At 65.9% G+C, this 19,113-nt stretch carries 21 protein-coding genes; 10 read left to right on the forward strand and 11 right to left on the reverse strand.

Translation table 11 applies throughout. The features are described from left to right. Nucleotides 1-201 precede the first annotated feature (201 nt). The 7 genes from AC1VNY_RS03520 to AC1VNY_RS03550 all read left to right on the forward strand — a co-directional run bounded on the left by AC1VNY_RS03520 (nucleotide 202) and on the right by AC1VNY_RS03550 (nucleotide 5,954). Nucleotides 202-984: a MotA/TolQ/ExbB proton channel family protein gene (locus tag AC1VNY_RS03520; RefSeq protein WP_028339908.1), complete on the forward strand. Its 783-nt coding sequence runs from the start codon at nucleotides 202-204 to the stop codon at nucleotides 982-984. Further along, nucleotides 981-1,670 (forward strand): hypothetical protein, encoded by a 690-nt coding sequence (locus AC1VNY_RS03525; RefSeq protein WP_028339909.1) that lies wholly within the window; start codon nucleotides 981-983, stop codon nucleotides 1,668-1,670. Before AC1VNY_RS03520 ends, AC1VNY_RS03525 begins: the two co-directional genes overlap by 4 nt. Next, a complete protein-coding gene (locus AC1VNY_RS03530; RefSeq protein ID WP_482404110.1) occupies nucleotides 1,663-2,271 on the forward strand; it encodes a hypothetical protein in 609 nt (202 codons plus the stop codon). Before AC1VNY_RS03525 ends, AC1VNY_RS03530 begins: the two co-directional genes overlap by 8 nt. 626 nt (nucleotides 2,272-2,897) lie before the next feature. Beyond that, nucleotides 2,898-3,032, forward strand: coding sequence for a hypothetical protein (locus AC1VNY_RS03535; protein ID WP_016843141.1), 135 nt, complete (start codon nucleotides 2,898-2,900; stop codon nucleotides 3,030-3,032). Beyond that, nucleotides 3,029-3,622 carry a TetR/AcrR family transcriptional regulator gene (locus AC1VNY_RS03540; RefSeq protein ID WP_482404111.1) on the forward strand — a complete coding sequence of 198 codons (594 nt, stop codon included), beginning with the start codon at nucleotides 3,029-3,031 and terminating at the stop codon, nucleotides 3,620-3,622. Before AC1VNY_RS03535 ends, AC1VNY_RS03540 begins: the two co-directional genes overlap by 4 nt. A gap of 107 nt (nucleotides 3,623-3,729) precedes the next feature. Beyond that, the gene (locus tag AC1VNY_RS03545) at nucleotides 3,730-4,470 is read left to right on the forward strand and encodes a metallophosphoesterase family protein (protein WP_482404112.1); all 741 of its coding nucleotides are present in this window, start codon (nucleotides 3,730-3,732) and stop codon (nucleotides 4,468-4,470) included. A gap of 5 nt (nucleotides 4,471-4,475) precedes the next feature. Then, nucleotides 4,476-5,954, forward strand: a complete 1,479-nt coding sequence (locus AC1VNY_RS03550) for a serine/threonine protein kinase (RefSeq protein WP_482404113.1) — start codon at nucleotides 4,476-4,478, stop codon at nucleotides 5,952-5,954. A 13-nt stretch (nucleotides 5,955-5,967) separates the two neighbouring features. On the opposite strand, the gene rpe is transcribed toward AC1VNY_RS03550, so the two are convergent. Beyond that, entirely contained in the window at nucleotides 5,968-6,669 is a 702-nt protein-coding gene (rpe, locus tag AC1VNY_RS03555) for a ribulose-phosphate 3-epimerase (protein ID WP_482404114.1), read from the reverse strand. A gap of 251 nt (nucleotides 6,670-6,920) precedes the next feature. On the opposite strand from rpe, the gene AC1VNY_RS03560 reads away from it, so the two are divergent. Further along, complete coding sequence (locus tag AC1VNY_RS03560; protein ID WP_482404115.1) at nucleotides 6,921-7,697, forward strand: EF-hand domain-containing protein; 777 nt, start codon at nucleotides 6,921-6,923, stop codon at nucleotides 7,695-7,697. A 131-nt stretch (nucleotides 7,698-7,828) separates the two neighbouring features. On the opposite strand, the gene AC1VNY_RS03565 is transcribed toward AC1VNY_RS03560, so the two are convergent. The 6 genes from AC1VNY_RS03565 to AC1VNY_RS03590 all read right to left on the reverse strand — a co-directional run bounded on the left by AC1VNY_RS03565 (nucleotide 7,829) and on the right by AC1VNY_RS03590 (nucleotide 14,120). Continuing rightward, the gene (locus AC1VNY_RS03565; protein ID WP_482404116.1) at nucleotides 7,829-8,824 is read right to left on the reverse strand and encodes a P1 family peptidase; all 996 of its coding nucleotides are present in this window, start codon (nucleotides 8,822-8,824) and stop codon (nucleotides 7,829-7,831) included. Nucleotides 8,825-9,005: 181 nt separating this feature from the next. Further along, the gene (locus tag AC1VNY_RS03570) at nucleotides 9,006-10,124 is read right to left on the reverse strand and encodes a branched-chain amino acid ABC transporter substrate-binding protein (protein ID WP_028339917.1); all 1,119 of its coding nucleotides are present in this window, start codon (nucleotides 10,122-10,124) and stop codon (nucleotides 9,006-9,008) included. A 166-nt stretch (nucleotides 10,125-10,290) separates the two neighbouring features. Continuing rightward, the gene (locus tag AC1VNY_RS03575; RefSeq protein ID WP_018272406.1) at nucleotides 10,291-11,040 is read right to left on the reverse strand and encodes an ABC transporter ATP-binding protein; all 750 of its coding nucleotides are present in this window, start codon (nucleotides 11,038-11,040) and stop codon (nucleotides 10,291-10,293) included. Continuing rightward, nucleotides 11,037-11,870, reverse strand: a complete 834-nt coding sequence (locus AC1VNY_RS03580; protein ID WP_482404117.1) for an ABC transporter ATP-binding protein — start codon at nucleotides 11,868-11,870, stop codon at nucleotides 11,037-11,039. Before AC1VNY_RS03580 ends, AC1VNY_RS03575 begins: the two co-directional genes overlap by 4 nt. Beyond that, nucleotides 11,867-13,192 carry a high-affinity branched-chain amino acid ABC transporter permease LivM gene (livM, locus tag AC1VNY_RS03585; RefSeq protein ID WP_028339920.1) on the reverse strand — a complete coding sequence of 442 codons (1,326 nt, stop codon included), beginning with the start codon at nucleotides 13,190-13,192 and terminating at the stop codon, nucleotides 11,867-11,869. The genes AC1VNY_RS03580 and livM overlap by 4 nt, the downstream gene beginning before the upstream one ends. Nucleotides 13,193-13,202: 10 nt before the next feature. Next, the gene (locus AC1VNY_RS03590; RefSeq protein WP_028336793.1) at nucleotides 13,203-14,120 is read right to left on the reverse strand and encodes an ABC transporter permease subunit; all 918 of its coding nucleotides are present in this window, start codon (nucleotides 14,118-14,120) and stop codon (nucleotides 13,203-13,205) included. 369 nt (nucleotides 14,121-14,489) lie between these two features. On the opposite strand from AC1VNY_RS03590, the gene AC1VNY_RS03595 reads away from it, so the two are divergent. Next, nucleotides 14,490-14,636, forward strand: coding sequence for a hypothetical protein (locus AC1VNY_RS03595; protein WP_162832451.1), 147 nt, complete (start codon nucleotides 14,490-14,492; stop codon nucleotides 14,634-14,636). Between the two features lie 94 nt (nucleotides 14,637-14,730). Here AC1VNY_RS03595 and AC1VNY_RS03600 read toward each other — a convergent pair whose 3' ends face one another. Beyond that, nucleotides 14,731-15,489, reverse strand: a complete 759-nt coding sequence (locus AC1VNY_RS03600) for a hypothetical protein (protein ID WP_028339922.1) — start codon at nucleotides 15,487-15,489, stop codon at nucleotides 14,731-14,733. 194 nt (nucleotides 15,490-15,683) lie between these two features. Here AC1VNY_RS03600 and AC1VNY_RS03605 point away from each other — a divergent pair, with 194 nt between their 5' ends. Further along, a complete protein-coding gene (locus tag AC1VNY_RS03605) occupies nucleotides 15,684-16,211 on the forward strand; it encodes a hypothetical protein (protein ID WP_482404118.1) in 528 nt (175 codons plus the stop codon). Here the strand turns inward: AC1VNY_RS03605 and AC1VNY_RS03610 are convergent. From AC1VNY_RS03610 to AC1VNY_RS03620, 3 genes are all read right to left on the reverse strand, one after another. Next, nucleotides 16,191-16,583 (reverse strand): carboxymuconolactone decarboxylase family protein, encoded by a 393-nt coding sequence (locus AC1VNY_RS03610; protein WP_028339924.1) that lies wholly within the window; start codon nucleotides 16,581-16,583, stop codon nucleotides 16,191-16,193. The two genes, AC1VNY_RS03605 and AC1VNY_RS03610, sit on opposite strands and share 21 nt — an antisense overlap. Nucleotides 16,584-16,724: 141 nt before the next feature. Next, nucleotides 16,725-17,507 carry a 3-oxoadipate enol-lactonase gene (gene pcaD, locus AC1VNY_RS03615; protein ID WP_069279692.1) on the reverse strand — a complete coding sequence of 261 codons (783 nt, stop codon included), beginning with the start codon at nucleotides 17,505-17,507 and terminating at the stop codon, nucleotides 16,725-16,727. 83 nt (nucleotides 17,508-17,590) lie between these two features. Further along, nucleotides 17,591-18,946 (reverse strand): 3-carboxy-cis,cis-muconate cycloisomerase, encoded by a 1,356-nt coding sequence (locus AC1VNY_RS03620; RefSeq protein ID WP_482404119.1) that lies wholly within the window; start codon nucleotides 18,944-18,946, stop codon nucleotides 17,591-17,593. Nucleotides 18,947-19,113 lie beyond the last annotated feature (167 nt).

Here is a 19,113-nt window from a genome sequence, read left to right on the forward strand (position 1 = left end):
GGTCATGCTCAAACGAGAGATGCGATGCTAACAGCACCGCTGTTCCCCGCCAATCGCAAGCATGCGAAGCTATGCAGGTCGGGAAATTTGCCCGACGGAATCTGGGCAGATGTCTTTGGACGGCGCAGGCCGGCTCTGCTCTAACCGAAAGTGAGGCTCGCGGAGCCTCATGGAACAGTCGCCACAGGGAGCTCACGCAGCATGGATGCCAAGGTCGACGTTGCGGCCGCATCGGCCGGCACGGACGCGGCGGAGCGCAGCGCCCTGCTGCTCTGGATGATCTTCACCGGCCTTTCGGTGTTCGCCGCCTTCCTGCTGTGGCGCTACGGGCTGATCCGCCTCATGATCAGTTCCGACCGCACCTACATTTCCAGCGTCATCGCCGTCCTCTACATCGTCACCTGCATCCATTGCTTCTGGCGGACGCGGGCGATCGCGCGGGAAGGGGAGGTCGCGCGCTCCTGCCGCACCATCCTTGCCGCGCCCGATGGCGCCAGGATCCTTGCATCAGGGGCGCTTGCATCAGATGCGCGCGGCCTGCCCGGCGGGCTCGTCACCGATCACATCAAAAGCCTGGTGCAGAAGGCCGAGGCGCAGGCCAAGGGGCGCATCGACCAGACCCTGCTGCTGCGCACGCTGGCGGACCGGCTGCGCGGGTCCAACGGCTTTGGCGCCTTCGTCTCCGACACGCTGATGAAGCTCGGCCTGCTCGGCACCATCATCGGCTTCATCATCATGCTGGCGCCGATCGCTTCGCTGGATGCCGCCGACAAGGTCGCGATGAAATCGTCGATGGGCCTGATGAGCGACGGCATGGCGGTCGCGATGTACACGACGCTGGCCGGGCTGATCGGATCGATCCTGGTCCGGATCCAGTATTACATGCTCGATTCCGCGACCCAGCGGGTGTTTTCCGACGCCGTCGTGCTGACCGAGACGCACGTCACGCCGGCCCTGGAACGTCGCCTTGGTACGCCGTCATGATGGATGAGTTCGGGCTCTATCCGCGCGAGGAGCCGTTCGATCCGCTCGGCGTGATGCTATTCAAGGCGCTGCAGGTCATCGCCTTCCTGTTCTTCCTGGCGCTGCTTGCGGTGTCGCCGGATTCCAAGGAAGGCAAGATCGAATCCAAGGCGGAGTTCATCATCACGATGGACTGGCCGGACAACCATCCTGACGATCTCGACCTGTTCGTGCAGGATCCGGCCGGCAACATCGCCTGGTACCGGCATCGCGAGGCCGGCTTCCTTACGCTCGATCGCGACGACCGCGGCGGCGCCAACGACTTCATCATCGTCAACGGCAAGAAGATCGCATCGCCGATCCGCGAGGAGATCGTCACGCTGCGCGGCGTCGTCGCCGGCGAATACACCGTTAACGTCTCGCATTTCCAGGCGACGACCGGCGAGCCGGTGCAGGCCAATGTGAAGGTGCAGAAGCTCAATCCGACGGCGCAGGTGATCTTCGACGACAAGCTGACCGTCGATCACACGGGCGACGAGAAGACTGCGGTCAGGTTTCGTCTCGACGCCGAGGGCAAGGTGATCAACGTGGACCGGCGGCCGAAATCGCTGCTCGAGACCTTCCGCAGCAGTTGGCGCAACGGCGGCGACCTCGATCCGAAAACCGGTGTCCCGAAAAGCGGCGTCAGGGTGCTCCGCAATGATTAGCTTGCAGTCGGTCATTCTCACGCTTGCGGTCGCATACGCGGTGGTCGGTGCGCTGCTCCTGATCGTGCTGGTCTATGCGCGGCTGCACTGGTCGCTGAAGGCCGTCGTCATCGTCGTGACCAGCGCGTTCTACTTCGTCAGCTTCGGCGGCATGCGCGGTCTGCTCGGCTGGGCGTCCGCGGAAAAATTGCCGGCGAACTTCAAGCTGCTGTCGACGCGGATCGTGGAGCCGCATTCGCTGGAGAGCGACCCCGGCTCGATCTATCTCTGGGTCGAGGAGCTTGACGAGGACAACAGGCCGAGCGCGATCCCGCGCGCCTTCCGGATTCCCTATAGCGAGGCGTTGGCGGAGCAGACCCACACCGCCGAGAACGAGATCAAGGCCGGGCATCCGCAAGGCGGGCGGGCGGCGGATTTCGGCGGCGGCGACGGCACCATCATGGACTTCGTCAGGGAGTACATCACGCCGAAGACGATCCTGGAGACGACGGGCGGTGATTCCACCACGGGGACGTTCGTGGCTCCGCCGGCCGGCGCGCAAGGGTCGGTGTTCACGCCGTTGCCGCCGCCCCGGATGCCGCCCAAGGACGAGCAGCGATAGCAGGATGCCTACCCAGGAGGGTGGCATAAAAATAGGGATCGGCAATAATCAGTCAGCGGGATGGACAGTAATCATCCGGAATTCCTCAATTCCCTGAAGCGTGTAGTCTTGGGGCTAACCGGGGCTAGATTTTATCCCCAAGCCATTTTTCCCGGCAAAGGGGCCGCTGCGTGAAGCGGCCCCTTTCGATTCCGGCGGCAAGACTCGGTGAGGGGCCGGCGAGGTGAGGCGGGCTCACAGCACCGTCAGAAATGCGATCGCGAGAACCATCAGCCACCCGACAATGACGAGCGAGACCACCGCGCCCGCGGTGATCTTGGCGATCTCCTTCAAGGTCATTGGCCGGTCCATGCAAACCTCTCCCGGGTAGCCCTGAGCGAGACATAGGCGCGGACTGGCAGATCGCCCCGGCTGCTCACGGAACGTTGTAGTGCCCATAAGCCAGGGGTGGGCCCTTCCCAGGGGGCACAGCTGTCATTTCACAAAATATTGTCTGACAGATATTGAAATCTGTCAGCGGGATGGTGTATATACTCATCAGCCCAAGGGAGGAGGGCGCCCAGTGGCTGTTCCGGCGTTTGGCCGGGGAGCCGGACTTAATTTGACTACCTCGAAGGACTACCTCCATGACCATAGAAATCTTTCAATTGACCGCCCAGATTCAACAGTGGCTCAATCTTCGCGTCGCCCGCCACTTGGCCGCCCAAGCCGCCAAGTTCACCCGCGGGCAGGACAGCGATAACCAGACGGTAAACGCATGAACGAGGCGGTGGTTTTGACACCCGAGCGGATCCTCGAGGCAACTGAGGATGTCTTGAGGCGCTTCGGGCTGACCAAGGCCACCGTTGTCGACGTTGCCCGTGCGCTGGATGTCAGCCACGGCAGCGTCTACCGTCACTTCCCCAGCAAAGCCTCGCTGCGCGATGCCGTCGCCAAGCGCTGGCTCGACCGCGCCAACGAGCCGCTGTGCAAGATCGCGGCCGGTTCAGGCCCGGCGCCGGAGCGGCTGGAGCAATGGTTGCGCACCGCCTTCACGATCAAGCAGAAGAAGGTCTGCGACGATCCCGAGATGTTCGCGACCTATCTGGCGCTGGCGCAGGGCGCGCGCGAGGTGGTGGAAGCCTACAAGGACAAGCAGGTCGACCTGATCGCGAAAATCCTGTCCGACGGTGTCGCGCAGGGCGTGTTCGAGATCGATAATGTGAAGGCGACCGCACGTGCCGTGTTCGACGCCACCGTCCGCTACCATCACCCGGCGCATGCCGAGGAATGGGCCAAGCCGGAATGCCCGGGGCGGATCGATGCGCTGCTGGCCCTGCTGCTGAAGGGCCTGCGGGTCTGCAAGCCCTGACCGACCTTTCTGCCGACATCCTCTGACCACCTGATGCGTTTGGCCCGATTGCGAGCCCGGGGCCGCGTGTGCTTGATATCGGATAGGGATCAGCAACGCGGAACGCGATGCGGCTTGCACTGTTCGCCGATATTCACGCCAACCGGCAGGCCTTCGCCGCCTGCCTCGACGCTGCGCGTGCGCGCGGCGCCGAGCGGCTGATCTGCCTCGGCGATATCGTCGGCTACGGCGCCGATCCGGAATGGGCCGTCGATACGGTGATGGACCTCGTCGCCAAGGGGGCGATCGCGGTGCGCGGCAATCATGACAATGCGATCGGCGTGCCGAGCGACAGCATGAATGCCGAAGCGCAGGCCGCGATCGACTGGACCCGCGGCCGGCTCAGCGGCGAGCAGAAGCAGTTCCTCGCCGCGCTTCCGATGTCGCGGCAGGAGGACAACAGGCTCTACGTGCACTCCGAAGCTTCGGAGCCCACGAAATGGCGCTATGTCCGCGACACCGCCGACGCCGCGCGCAGCATGATGGCCACCGAATTGCACATCACGTTCTGCGGCCACATCCATCGTCCCGGCCTCTATTCGATGTCCTCGACCGCCAAGATGACGAGCTTCGTTCCGACCTCGGGCATCGCCGTTCAGTTGCTGCCGGGGCGGCGCTGGCTTGCGGTGCTCGGCTCGGTCGGCCAGCCGCGCGACGGCGATCCCGCGGCGTCGTTTGCGATGTTCGACACCGCGAGCCGCGAGATCACCTATCATCGCGTGCCCTACGATGTCGCCACCGCGGCGGCGCGGATCAAGGCGAGCGGCCTGCCGCACTGGCTCGCCGACCGTCTGCCGCTCGGCCGGTGACGCCGATGGCGGCGCTGGCGATGCAGGCGGGCGCCGAGATCGATGGCTTCACCATCGGCGAGCGCGTGCATCGCGGCGGCATGGCAACGCTGTGGAGCGTCACCCATCCCGGCATCACCGTGCCGCTGCTGATGAAGGTGCCGCTGACCTCGGAGGGCGAGGATCCGGCCGCGATCGTCAGCTTCGAGATGGAGCAGATGATCCTGCCGCGGCTGTCGGGGCCGCACGTGCCGGCCTGTTTCGGCACCGGCGACTTCGAGCGCCAGGCCTATGTGGTGATGGAGCGCATCCCCGGGCAGACGCTCTACAAGCGGCTCGGCGAGCTGCCGCTGCCGTATGAGGAGGCGAGGGTAATCGGCGGCAAGGTCGCCATCGCGCTCGCCAGCCTGCACCGGCAGAACGTCATCCATCACGACATCAAGCCGAGCAGCATCATGTTCCGCGAGCGTGGCGAGGCGGTGCTGATCGATTTCGGCCTCTCGCATCACCGCCATCTGCCCGACCTGTTGCAGGAGGAGTTTCGCCTGCCTTACGGCACCGCGCCTTACATGGCGCCGGAGCGCCTGCTCGGCGTGCGCGACGATCCGCGCAGCGATCTGTTTTCGCTCGGCGTGCTGCTCTATTTCTTCACCACCGGCGTCCGCCCGTTCGGCGAGACTGAAAGCCTGCGCGGCATGCGCCGGCGGCTGTGGCGTGACCCCTATCCGCCGCGCCAGCTGAAGCCCGACTATCCGCCATGGCTGCAGGAGATCGTGCTGCGCTGTCTGGAGATCGACCCCGTGGCGCGCTATCCGACCGCGGCGCAGCTTGCCTTCGATCTCGGCCATCCCGATCAGGTGAAGCTGACGGCGCGGGCGCAGCGGCTGAGCCGCGATCCGCTCGGCACGGTCTGGCGCCGCCGCTTCAATCTCGGTGCGGTGCCGCCGCGGCCGAAGTCCGATGTCGCGGCCCAACTCGCCTCGAGCCCGATCGTTGCCGTCGCGCTCGATATCGGCGAGGGGGCCGAGGCGCTGAACGACACTATCCGCGTCATCGCCGAGCGGGTGCTGTCGACCTCGCCGTCGGCGCGGCTCGCCTGCGTCAACGTGCTGAAGCTCAATCGCCTGGCGATCGACCGCACCCATGACGAGCAGGGCCAGAACAAGCATGTCGACCGCCTGGTGGCGCTGCAGCACTGGGCGCGACCGTTCGGACTCGAGGAAGGGCGGCTGACCGTGCATGTGCTGGAGGCGATCGATCCCGCCGCCGCGATCCTGGAATTCGCCGCGGTCAATCTGGTCGACCACATCATCATCGGCGCGCGGCAGAACTCGCCGCGGCGCGCGCTGCTCGGCAGCGTGTCCGCCAAGGTCGCGGGGGAAGCGCCGTGCACGGTGACCGTGGTTCGGCCGTCGCGGCTGGCATCGCAAGCGGACGACGGCGAGGGCGATAGGGCGGCGGACCCTGCGGCCAATGCCGCGGTCACGCCGCCCGCGTTGTTCTAGTTTCTCCGGATCATCAGATCGCTTCGCCGCGTGCCTCGGCCGCCGCATGGCGGATCGCGGCGATGTTGGTCTTGTAGGCCTCGATCGTGCCGCCCTTGAACACGGCGGACCCAGCGACGAAGGCGTTGGCGCCGGCGGCCGCGAGCTGGCCCGCGACGTCGGGCGCAACGCCGCCGTCGACCTCGATGTCGATCGGGCGGCCCGCGACCATCGCCCTGACATCGCTGATCTTGCCGATCGCCGAGCGGATGAAGGCCTGGCCGCCGAAGCCGGGATTGACCGACATGACCAGCACGAGGTCGATCAGGTCGAGCACATATTCGATCGCGCTCGCCGGCGTTGCCGGATTGAGCGAGACGCCAGCCTTCTTGCCGAGCGTGCGGATCGCCTGCAGCGAGCGGTGCAAATGCGGGCCGGCCTCGGCATGCACCGTGATGTGGTCGCAGCCCGCCTTGGCGAACGCCTCCAGGTAGGGGTCGCAGGGCGAGATCATCAGATGGGCGTCGAAGATCTTCTTGGTGTGCGGCCGCATCGCCTTGATGACGTCGGGGCCATAGGAAATGTTCGGCACAAAGTGTCCGTCCATCACGTCGAGATGGATCCAGTCGGCACCGGCCTGGTCGACGGCGCGGACCTCCTCGCCGAGCTTTGAGAAATCCGACGCCAGGATCGACGGAGCGATAACGAGGGGACGCGGGGTGAATGACTGAGTCATGTCAGCTGTTCCGGAAGACTTCAGGGGGCGACGGGTGAGTCCGCCTAACATGCGGACGCGTGGCGGGCAATGCGAGCGGACGGCGCTCTGGGACCGGAAAATTCTTCCGCCGGCGGCAGCTCTTGCCGGGTGCGCGGAACCCGCTTCGACGCGGGACCGCCTGGTTTTACTGGGTTTTTGCCATGGCACGCCCCTTGCTCAGCCACTGACCAGCGTTTGAGCCGCCAGGCGCGGCCCGTTGGAGTATTGCCATGCTGTTCGCCCTTGGCGCTGCGTCGTCGGCCATTGACCTCTTGAGCTCGCTGATGTCGTCGAAGTCGACGACCCAGACCGGCAACTCCGGTCAGGGGAGTCAGACCTCCGGCCTGTTCGCCCCTTCGACCGGTACATCGACGTCGACCGGCAGCAGCACCGGCAGCGGCTCTCCGCAGATTTCGCCGCTGACGATGGGCGCGCTGATTTCCGCGCAAAGCCAGTCCCAAACCGCGGTTTCAAACAGCCCGACGGCGGCCAGCCGGTCGGGTGCGCTCAAGGACCTGTTCTCGCAGATCGATGCCGACGGCAACGGCAAGATCACCCAGTCCGAATTCGAGAACGCGCTCGGCGCCGGCGGCACCAACACGGCGCAGGCCGACGACGTGTTCTCCAAGCTCGACAGCAATGGCGACGGCAGCGTCAGCCTCGACGAGATGTCCCAGGCGTTGCAGGGCCACAAGGGCGGCCATCATCGCCATCACATGGCCAGTGGCTCGAGCGATGGATCCGGCTCCGGCGCGGGCGGATCGGGCTCCGATCCCTTGATGCAGGCGCTGGACGGGGCGACCTCGACGTCGGTGACCAACAGCGACGGCTCGACCACCACGACGACGACCTATGCCGACGGCTCGAAGGTGGCGATGACGACGCCGGCCGCATCCTCCGCGACCCTCAACGCGGCCTCGTCCTACAATATCGTCGAGCAGCTGATCCAGCGCCAGGCGAAGGCGATCTCCGCGCAGAACTTCGCTGCGATTTCGGTCAGCGCGTAGCTCGACACACTTGGCATCGAATAGAGCAGACTGCCTCTGCTTCGCCCCGCGTGCGGGGAGAGTCCGGAACGCATCGTCAGATGCGTTCCGGGTGAGGGGGAGTCTCCGCGAGCGCGTCGCTTCAATTCGAACTAACCGAACCGATCGTGCCAGCTCGGCAGCCCGCCGGCGAATGGCAGCGCGGTCGCTGAATGGACGCCGCGGGCGATTGCGCGCGCCACCGTGTTGGCGGCGAGCGCACCGAGCTTGGTGAGGCCGATCAGCGGATCGATCGGCTTGGCGCCGGTCGCGGCGGCAAACACCACATCGCCGTCGAGCGGGGCGTGCACCGGATAGATCGCGCGCGCCATGCCGGTCTGCGCGATCATCGCAAGCCGCCGCGCCTGCGGCTTCGTCAGCTGCGCGTCGGTCACGACAACGACGAGGGTGGTGTTCTCGGCGGCGCTGGCGTCAGCGCCGCCCTTCAGCCGCGCCTTCAACATGTCCGGCGTGAACGAGGGCGGCAGGCCGCGCCCGCCGAACTCGCGGCCGACCTCGAACGGCGCCGCCCAGAACCAGGGGCCGCTGCCGACCGTGACGCTGCCGACCGCGTTGACCACTGCAAGCGCCGCCACCTTCACGCCGTCGTCGGTCACGTCAGACGCCGAGCCGAGGCCGCCCTTCAGATTGGCCGTGGTCGCGCCCAGGCCGGCGCCGACGCTGCCGAGCTCGAAGTCATCAGAGGCGGCGTTGGCCGCCGCGTAACCGAGATCGCGATAGGGCGGAAAGCGTCCCCACGCCTTGTTGCCGCCGTTGAGCAGGTCGAAGCAAATCGCGCCCGGCACGATCGGGATCACCGCGTCGCGGATGCGGAAGCCGCGGCCGCGCTCGGCGAGCCAGGCCTGCACGCCGCCGGCGGCATCGAGCCCGTGCGCCGAGCCGCCGGACAGCGCGATGGCGTCGATTGCCTCGACGACGTTGTGCGGCGAAAGCAGCGCTTCCTCGCGGGTGCCGGGACCGCCGCCGCGGACATCGATCGAGGCGACCGCCGGCCGCTCGAACAGGATGGCGGTGACACCGGAGGCGACCGTGGGATCGTCGGCATGGCCGACGGCAACGCCGGCAATATCGGTGAGAAGGTTTTTCACGATGGGTCCATCCGCCTGCTGTCCGATCGATCCGGTATAGCAGCCGCGACGGATGCATCAACCGTCGGGCAGGGGCGGGCGGAGGCGTGCGGTAAGACTTGCAGGCATCCGGCAAACAGAAAAACGCCCCGGCGGACCGGGGCGTTCTCGTATCTCTGATTGGATCAGACGCGCGAGAGGCTCAGGAGCCCTTCGGATTGATCTCGGTGTAGTTGCCCTTGGCGTCCCACTTGTAGACGACGTAGTCGATCGCCTTGATGTCACCCTTGGCGTCGAAGGCCATCTTGCCGAGCACGGTGTCCCACTCGCCGGCCTTGATGGTGTCCATCACCTTCTTGGCGTCGGTCGAGCCGGCCTTGGCGACGGCCTGGGTCCAGACCTGCATCGCGGCGTAGGTGTAGAGCGTGTAGCCCTCCGGATCGATGTTCTTGGCCTTGAACTTCTCGACGATCGCCTTTGCGGTCGGCTTGTTGCGCGGGTCCGGGCCGAAGGTGAACAGCGTGCCTTCGGCGGCGGGGCCGGTGATCGAGGCGAACTCCTTGTCGTTCATGGCATCGCCCGCCATCAGCACGGTCTGCAGGCCCTGGTCGCGCATCTGGCGCAGGATCAGGCCGGCTTCCTGATGGTAGCCGCCGACATAGACCAGATCGATGTTGTCGCGCTTCAGGCGCGAGACGATCGAGTTGAAGTCCTTGTCGCCCTTGTTGTAGGACTCGAACATCTTCTCCTGGAAGCCGGCCTTGTTCAGCGCCTTCTTGGTCTCGTCGGCGAGGCCTTTGCCGTAGGTGGTCTTGTCGTTCAGGATCGCGACGTTCTTGCCCTTGTAGTTCTTCATGATGTAGTCGGCGGCGACCAGGCCCTGCTGGTCGTCACGGCCGCAGACGCGCGCCACGTTCCAGAGCTTGCGCTCGGTGAACAGCGGGTTGGTCGAGGCCGGGGTGATCTGCAGCACGTTGGCGTCGGCATAGGCCTCGGAGGCCGGGATCGAGGACGACGAGCAGAAATGGCCGGCCACGAACGGGATCTTCGAAGAGCCGATCTTTTCCGCGATCGAGCGCGCCTGCTTCGGATCGCAGGCGTCGTCGTCGGCTTCCAGCGCGAGCTTCTTGCCGAGCACGCCGCCGGCGGCGTTGATGTCGGCGACCGCCTGCTCGGCGCCGTTCTTCATCTGCCGGCCGAAAGCGGATTCGGAGCCCGTCATCGGGCCCGCGACTGCGATGGTGATGTCTTGCGCGAACGCGCTCGCCGATAATGCGAACGAAGCGCCCAATGCCAGGCCGATCAGCTTCAGTGATTTCATGAGACGTCCCTCGTGGTCGTTGCCTCTTGCGGAGGGGCCCGGCACGCCGGGCCCCAAAACCGCGGGCATTCTCAGCTGATTTCGCAGCGAAGTCACCGGCAATTTTCAGGCAAATCGACGCTGTATCAGCTGCGTCTTGCTTGCGGGGGCGGCACGGAACGTTAAGCTAGCCGCGGCGGCCGCCTTCCAGATAGGCGGCGCGGATTTCCGGGCGCTGCAGCAATTCGGCGCCGGTTCCGGCCAGCGTGATCAGGCCGTTGACCATGACATAGCCGCGATGGGCGAGCTTCAGCGCATGGTTGGCGTTCTGCTCCACGATCAGCACGGTGAGGCCGTCCTGCCGGTTCAGCGTGCGGATGGCGTCGAAGATCTGCCGCGCGATCAGCGGCGCGAGCCCGAGCGAGGGCTCGTCCAGCATCAACAGCCGCGGCCGGCTCATCAGGGCGCGGCCGATCGCGAGCATCTGCTGTTCGCCGCCCGACAGCGTGCCGCCGCGTTGCGCAACGCGTTCCTTCAGGCGCGGGAACAGCGCGAACACCCGCTCCAGCCCGGCTGCGCGCTCGGCCTCGCTGCATTCGGTGGCATCGGCGCCCATCTGCAGGTTTTCCGCGACGCTCATGCGCGGAAAGATCCGCCGGCCTTCCGGCGATTGTGCGATGCGCAGCCGCGCGATCTCGTGGGTCGGCACGCCGGTGATGTCACGGCCGTCGAATTCGATGGCGCCGGCGCGGGCGCGCGGCCTGCCGAAGATCGTCATCATCAGCGTCGACTTGCCGGCGCCGTTGGCGCCGATCAGAGCGACGATCTCCCCGCGATTGATCTCGATATCGACGCCCTTCAGCGCCTCGATCTTGCCATACGCCGCGCGCACGCCGCGCACCGCGAGCAGGGGTGTCGTTGCCTGTGCCGCGCTCACGTGCCGCTCTCCATCACGGCGATCGCCTCTTCCTCGTCGGCGCCGAGATAGGCGGCGATCACCTTGGGGTCGTCGCGCACCGTCTGCGGCGCGCCTTCGGCGATCTTGACGCCGTAATCCATGACCACGACGTGATCGGAGATCTCCATCACGACCGACATGTCGTGCTCGATCAGGAGGATCGAGGTGCCCTGTTCGTTGCGGATCGACAGCAGCAGTTCGTTGAGCCCCCCGCTCTCGCGCGCGTTCAGTCCGGCCGCCGGCTCGTCGAGACAGAGCAGCGCAGGTTCAGTGCACATCGCGCGCGCGATCTCGAGCCTGCGCTGGTCGCCATAGGGCAGGTTGCCCGCGGCATCGTCGGCGCGGTCGAGCAGGCCGACGCGCGCGAGCCAGGTCCGCGCCAGATCGATGGCGCGCTGCTCGGCCTCGCGCCAGGACGGCAGGCCGAGCAGTCCGAGCAGGGTCAGGCCCGAGGCGCGCATCAGCGCGTTGTGCTGGGCGACCATCAGATTTTCCAGCGCCGTCATGCCGGGAAACAGCCGGATGTTCTGGAAGGTGCGCGCCACCTTGGCCTGCTTGGAGATGCGGAAATCGTTCAGCCGTTCGAGCTGGATGGTGCGGCCGTCGTCATGGGCGAGGCGGATCGCGCCCCCGCTCGGCCGGTAGAACCCGGTGATGCAGTTGAACACGGTGGTCTTGCCGGCGCCGTTCGGCCCGATCAGCGCGGTGATCTTGCGCCGCTCGGCCGCAAAGGACAGCTCGTTGACCGCGACGATGCCGCCGAAGCGCATCATCAGCCGGTCGACGGTGAGGATGTGGTCGCCGCTCATCCGTGGCCCTCCTTGACGAGGTCGGACGAGATCGCCTGGTTGCGTTCCAGGAACACGGTCGGCGAGCGATGGCCGATCAGCCCGCGCGGCCGCCAGATCATCAGCAGCACCATCGCCATGCCGAACACCAGCATGCGGTATTGATCGAGGCCGCGGAACAGCTCGAAGCCGCCGATCATGGTCAGCGCGGCGAGCGCCACGCCAAGCTGCGAGCCCATGCCGCCGAGCACCACGATCGCCAGCACCAGCGCCGATTCCTGGAAGGTGAAGGATTCCGGGCTGATGAAGCCCTGCCGCGTGGCGAAGAACGCGCCGGCTAAGCCGCCGAACATCGCACCGGTCGCGAACGCCGTCAGCTTGGTCGTCGTGGTGTTGATGCCGAGCGCGCGGCAGGCGACCTCGTCCTCGCGCAGCGCCTCCCAGGCGCGGCCGATCGGCAGCCGCCGCAGCCGGATCGTCACCCAGTTGGTGATCAGCGCCATCGCCAGGATCAGGTAGAACAGGAAGACGAGGCGGTGGGTCGGCGAGAATTCGATGCCGAGCTTGGCGGCGAGCCCGTCATCACCCGCCGTCAGCGGAATGCCGAACATGGTCGGGCGGGGAATTCCGGAGACGCCGTTGGGGCCGCCGGTCAGGCTCTGCCAGTTGATGATGACGAGGCGGATGATCTCGCCGAAGGCGAGCGTCACGATCGCGAGATAGTCGCCGCGCAGCCGCAGCACCGGGAAGCCGAGCAGCACGCCCCAGAACGCCGCCAGGATGCCGGCAAGCGGCAGGCAGACCCAGAACGACAATCCGAAATTGGTCGCAAGCAGCGCGTAGGAATAGGCACCGACCGCGTAGAACGCGACGTAGCCGAGGTCGAGCAGGCCGGCGAGGCCGACCACGACGTTCAATCCCCATCCCAGCATCACATAGGTCAGGACCAGGATCGACAGGTCGAGAATGTAGCGCTGGTTGTAGAAGATGACAGGGACGAGGAAGGTGAACACCAGGAGCGCCGGCGCCAGCCAGCGGCCGGCGAACGACATCGCCGATTGCACCGGCTTCGGCACGACGCGGTCCTTGTCGACCGGTCCCCACCATTGCCGCAGCAACTCGACGACGATGCTGCCGCCGAACACCGCGCCGACGAGGGCTGCGAGGTCGCCGAACCGCGTCCAGTAGATCAGGCCGCCCTGCGGCCCGGCCTCGGTACGAATGCCGATCATCAGCGAGAACAGCACCAGCGCGACAAGGGCGCTGATCAGGGCTTTCTTGAGAATGAAGGCGCTGCCCGAGGGCTGCGCGGCGTGCGAGGGGCGGGCTGAGGTCGCGCTCACGAAGTGCCTGTCAGACTTTTTCGACTTCGGGACGGCCAAGCAGGCCGGTCGGCATGAAGATCAGCACCACGATCAGGATCGAGAACGCGGCGACGTCCTTGTACTCCACAGAGAAATAGGCCGACCAGAACGTCTCGATCAGGCCGATCGCGAGCCCGCCGAGCATCGCGCCCGGCAGCGAGCCGATGCCGCCGAGCACGGCGGCGGTGAACGCCTTGATGCCGGCGACGAAGCCCATGAAGAAATCGACCAGGCCGTAATACAAGAGATACATCATGCCTGCGACCGCGGCGAGCGCGGCGCCGATCACGAAGGTCATCGAGATGGTGCGGTCGACGTCGACGCCGAGCAGCGCGGCCATGGTCTGGTCCTGCTCGCAGGCGCGCATGTCGCGTCCGAGCCGGGTGCGCGAGACCAGCCAGGTGAACAGTGCCAGCACGACGATGGTGGCCAGCACGACCATGATCTGGATGTTGGAGAGCTGCACGGCGAAGCCCGCCGGGCCTTCGTGCAGCGTGTAGCCGCCGGTGATGATCGGCGGCACCGGCTTCACGCGCGCGCCCTGCGACACCTGCGAGAAATTGGTCAGCACGAATGACATGCCGATCGCCGACAGCATCGGCGCCAGGCGGAACGAATGCCTTAAGGGCCGGTAGGCGATGCGCTCGATGGTCCAGCCATAGAGCGCGGTGATCGCCATCGAGACCAGCAGCACGATCAGCAGGATCAGGGGGATCGCGGTGAGGCCGAGCGACACCAGCACCAGGAACGAGATCAGCGCGATGAAGCCGCCGATCATGAAGATGTCGCCATGCGCGAAGTTGATCATGCCGACGATGCCGTAGACCATCGTGTAGCCGATGGCGATCAGGCCGTAGATCGAACCGAGCACGAGGCCGTTGATCAATTGCTGGGCGAAATAATCCATACGCTGCCGTCAGAGCCTGTTCGGTTGAGAACCGACCAGGCTCTCGTGTTGATCTGGACGCGCTTTCTTCACGCGAACCGGTTCCCACTTCGCTCGAAAACGCTACGTCGAGGGTGACGCGGCGAGGGCCCCGGCAGCCTGATCCGTCGCGTCGTGTCGTTTTCTAACAGTGGAACCCCGGCCGCGGCAACAGCGTGGCAGCAGCAGAAAGGGCTTGTACATAACTAGTTTGGCGGATGCGGTTCCGATGTCACAGGGCCGACATGGCCTTGCCTTGCAATGATCACGCCGGAACCCGTGTTCCCCGCGCAACCGCGCTTCCGACGCGCGCGTTGTCCCCAGCTTGATGAAAGCAAAGGGAGTAGCTGAATGAGCAACCCAAATCAGAATCCGGGACAGCCGAACCAGAACCCCAATCAGAAGCCCGGCCAGCAGCAGCAGGGCGGCGGCCAGAAGCCCGGCCAGCAACAGCAGGATCCGGGCCGGCAGGGCCAGAAGCCCAATCCGGAGCGCTAATTCGGACAATTGAGCCGAACTGGCAGGGAGGCCTCGCCGAAGGGCGAGGCCTTCCTTGTTTCGGCTTAAATCCTGTTCGCTTGGGCTGTCTTGTTCAGGCCAACTGGTCGGCGAAGCGGCCGCGGAAGGCGTATGAACCGAAATGCGTGAGCTCGCTTCGAAGGTCGAGCCAGATTTCGCCGCCGAGATCGATCCAGCGCCGACAGAACGCGTAATCTTCGGACAAATACTCGCCGGTCGTCTTGTCGATCATGCATTCGAACAGCGACACGCGGTCGAGGTCGGCGCGAACCAGGTCGCCGGTGTTCAAGTCGTTGCTCTTGTGGTTCGCACGATATTTGAGTTCGGGATGGGCGTCGCACAGCCTGACGAGGGCGGATCGCTTCATCATGAGAAAGCCGGTTCCGGCATATCGGACCTTGGCGAAGCCGTCGCCGCGCGCCGTGATCTGGTCGCCCTCCCATGTGACGACATAGTCCAGCGAGGATGACGCGAGGTTCTTGCGCTTGGCCTCCGCAGCCCGCTGCACCTTGGCCCAATCGATGTGCTTGAGCGGATAGGCCGCGGCCGAAACGTCAGTGCCGCAATCCAGCAGCCGGAAGACGGACTCGGGTTCGAACCCGATATCGGCATCGATGAACAGGAGATGGCTGGCGCCGGATGCAAGGAATTGGTGGGCCAGTTCGTTCCGGGCGCGCACGATCAGCGATTCGTTTCCGATCAGATGGAACTGGATGTCGATGCCCCGGGCCGTGGCCGCAGCCTGAAGCTTCAGGGCGGACAACACATAGGCCATCTTCAGATCGCCGCCGTAGCAGGGCGTTGCGACGAAAACGCGCGTTCTTTCGGTCATTTTACCCCCTTTATCCCCGGCCGGCGCCGATCTCGCGCAGATCCCGGCCGGGCCCCGATCGCATCGATCCGGAACCATCGCATCGCGCTTAACCTTAACAAAGGGTTTAAATTGCTGCCGGCAATTGATCGGCGTTAGCTCGCGCCCTGAATCGTCGCCGATCGGATAAGGCGCGGGAAGCACGGGAAGCGGCAATGTCGAACAACTGGCGGATCAGCTCCTTCAATGGCGCGCTGCTTGCGGCCTATTTCATTCCGGTCTGGACCATCATCGCCTTCAGCATCATGGTGTCGCCGATCCACGGCCTCTATGAGCGGCCGAGCGTGTCGATCGCGTTCTATGCCAGCGACTATCTGCACCTCGGCAAGATGGCGACGGTGCGGCTCGCGTGGCTGCTCGCGCTGGCGCGGATCACCGTGGTGGCGTTCTTCTCGGTCTTCCTCGCGATGACCGCGTTCTCGCCGCTGCGCAAGAGCAGCAGCGGCGCCGACGAGGCGCTGGCGGTGGCGCTCTGCCTCGGCAGCGTGCTGAGCTTCGCCAGCATGATGATCGCTTCCAAGGTCGGCGAGATCGAAGCGCTACGCATGCATGCGGCCGAGCTCCTGATGCTGCTCGGGACCGCGATCGTGATGTTGTTCGAGACCGCGCCGAAGCGGGCCGTCGAGGCGCCTGTCGTCGAGGCGGGCGCGCCTGCGAGCGAGCTATCCCTTCAGCAACCCTAGCTCGGCAATGATTGCGCCGGCTTCCTTGACGGCGTGATTGGCCGCAGGCACGCCGCAATAGATCGCCTGTTGCAGCAGGATCTCCTTGATGTCCTCGGGCGTGAAGCCGCCTTCGGCGAGCGCCGCGCGCACATGCAGGCGGAATTCGTCCCACTGGCCGAGTGCGACCATGGTGCCGATCACAAGTACGCGGCGGGTGCGGTGATCGAAATGCGGCCGGGTCCAGATGTCGCCCCACGCATAGCGCGTGATCAGGTCCTGGAAGTCGGTGTTGAACGCGTTGCGGTTCTTGATCGACTTGTCGACCCATTCATTGCCGAGCACCTTGCGGCGCTGCGTCATGCCGTCGTCGCGGCGCTGATTGTCGTCCATGGATGTCTCCTCATGAAAATCGTAGCCCGGATGGAGCGCGGCGCAATCCGGGGGGGCAGCATCGGCCGAAGACTTGTCCCGGATTTCGCTTCGCTGCATCCGGGCTACGCAGTCCCTGCGTTGCAACAACGCTTTTCGTTGCTACCGTTGCGTCAGGAAGCCGACCACGGCTTCGGTGAAGGCGTGCGACTGCTCGACATTGGAAATATGCGCGGCATCGAGCAGCGTCATGCTGGCGCCGGGAATGCCGCTGCGGATCATTTCGCCCGCCGACACCGGCGTTGCCATGTCCTGCTTGCCCGCGATCACCAGGGTCGGGCTCTTGATCCTGGGCAGCAGCGCGCGCTGGTCGAGTGTCGACAGCGCCTCGCAGCAGGCGAGATAGCCTTCGACCGGCGAGGCAACCAGCATCGCCTTCATGCGCGCCGCGGTCTCCGGCTCGCGCTCGCGGAAATCGGCGGTCAGCCAGCCCGCGATCACGGTGTCGGCGACGGCGGCGATGCCGCCTTCCTTCACCGCCTTGATGCGATTCAGCCAGTTGGTCGGATCGGGATAGTAGCAGGCGGTGTTGGCGAGGATGATCTTGCCGAATCTTTCCGGGGCATTCGCTCCCAGCCACTGTCCGACCATGCCGCCCATCGACAGCCCGCACCAATGCACTTTCTCGATGTTGAGGTCGTCGAGGATCGCCAGCACGTCGCGGCCGAACCGCTCCATGGAGTAAGGGCCCGCCGGCACGCCGGACTTGCCGTGACCCCGGCGGTCGTAGCGGATGACGCGGAACAGCTGCGTCAATGCCCGCATCTGCGGCTCCCACATCTGCAAGGTGCAGCCGAGCGAGTTCGACAGCATCAAGGTCGGTCCGCCGTCGCGGCCATCCACCTGGACGTTGAGCAGGCACCCGTCGGCGTTGATCATCGGCATCGTCTTGTCCCTCTCGTTATGCGCTTGCCGGGTCATCTGCGCGAAGACGCGCTTCGCGCTTTTGTCCGGCAATGACATCGTCGCTATTTGTCATCCAGTGAAGCCAGCAGGCGGTCGATCAGCGCCTGCGAGGCGCCCTGATAGGTCATCGGCTCGAACAGCTCCGCGATTCGTTTCGCGTCGAGATGTGCGGTGATCTTGGCGTCCGCCGACAGCACCTCGCGCAGATGCTTGTCCTCCGCGACCGCGCGCTTGCTGGCGGCCTCGATCAGATGATGGGCGTCGCTCTTGCCGATCTTTTCGGCGAGCGCAAAGGTGATGGCTTCCGCCATGATCAACCCCTGCGTCGCATCGAGATTGCTGCGCATCCGCGCCGCATCGACCTCGAGCCCTTCGGCGAGATCGACGATGGCGGCGAGCGCGCCCGAGGTCACCAGCATCAGGGCCGGCAAGGTCGGCCATTCCGCGTGCCACGGGCCGGCGCTGCGCTCATGGTCCTGCACCTGCGCGGCGAAGATCGTGGCGGCGAGGTTCGGCGCCATGGTCGCAGCCCCCAGCGCGCTCGCGGCAGCGACCGGATTGCGCTTGTGCGGCATGGTGGAGGAGCCGCCACGACCGGCGCCCGCCGGCTCGAACGCCTCGCCGACATCGGTCTGCATCATCAGCGACACGTCGCGCGCGATCTTGCCGCAGCTGCCGGCGAGGATCGCGAACACCGACGCGGCCTCGGCGATGCGGTCGCGATGGGTATGCCAGGGTGCATCCGGCAGCGGCAGATCGAGCTCTTGCGCAAGGGCGGCGGCGACCGCCAGGCCCTTGTCCCCAAGCGCGGCGAGCGTTCCGGCGGCGCCGCCGAATTGCAGCGCCAGCGTCTGGCGGCGCAGGCGCAGCAAGCGCTTGCGGGAGCGATGCAGCGCCGCGGCATATTCGGCGAGCTTGAGGCCGAACGGCATCGGCAGGGCGTGCTGCAGCCAGGTCCGCGCCACCACGGCGGTGTCGCGATGGGCGCGCGCAAGCTTGGCGAAGCCGGCAACGGCGCGGTCGAGGTCGGCCAGCAGCGCGTCGATCCCCGCGCGCAGCGACAGCATCGTCGCGGTGTCGATGACGTCCTGGCTGGTCGCGCCCCAATGCACGTAGCGCGCCGCCCCGGCGTCGGCCTTGGCGACACTGGCGGTCAGGGCCTTCACCAGCGGGATCGCCAGATTGCCGGACCGCATCGCGGCGTCGGCCAGCGCGGCCAGGTCGAATGATTCGGCCTTGCAGGCGGCGCCGATCGGTCCTGCGCCAGCTGCGGGAATCACGCCGCAGGCCGCCTCGGCGCGGGCCAGCGCGGCCTCGAAATCCAGCATGTTCTGCAGCGTGGCGGCGTCGTCGCACACCGCGCGCATCGCGGCGCTCGACAGCATCGGCGCGAGCAGGGGAGAGAGGGCTGTGCTCATGGCCGGCGACCTAACCATTCCCGCGCGTCCCTGCCAATGCCCCGGGGCTGCCTGCATTTTCAACGACGCGGATTGCGCGATTTCGTGAACAATGGGCTTGGCTTGCTGCGGTTGCGAATATGCATCGCTCATCCTCCGAAGGTGCCCTTTCCTTTGCGCCCCGGCTG

The sequence above is a fragment of the Bradyrhizobium ferriligni genome, assembly GCF_056837965.1.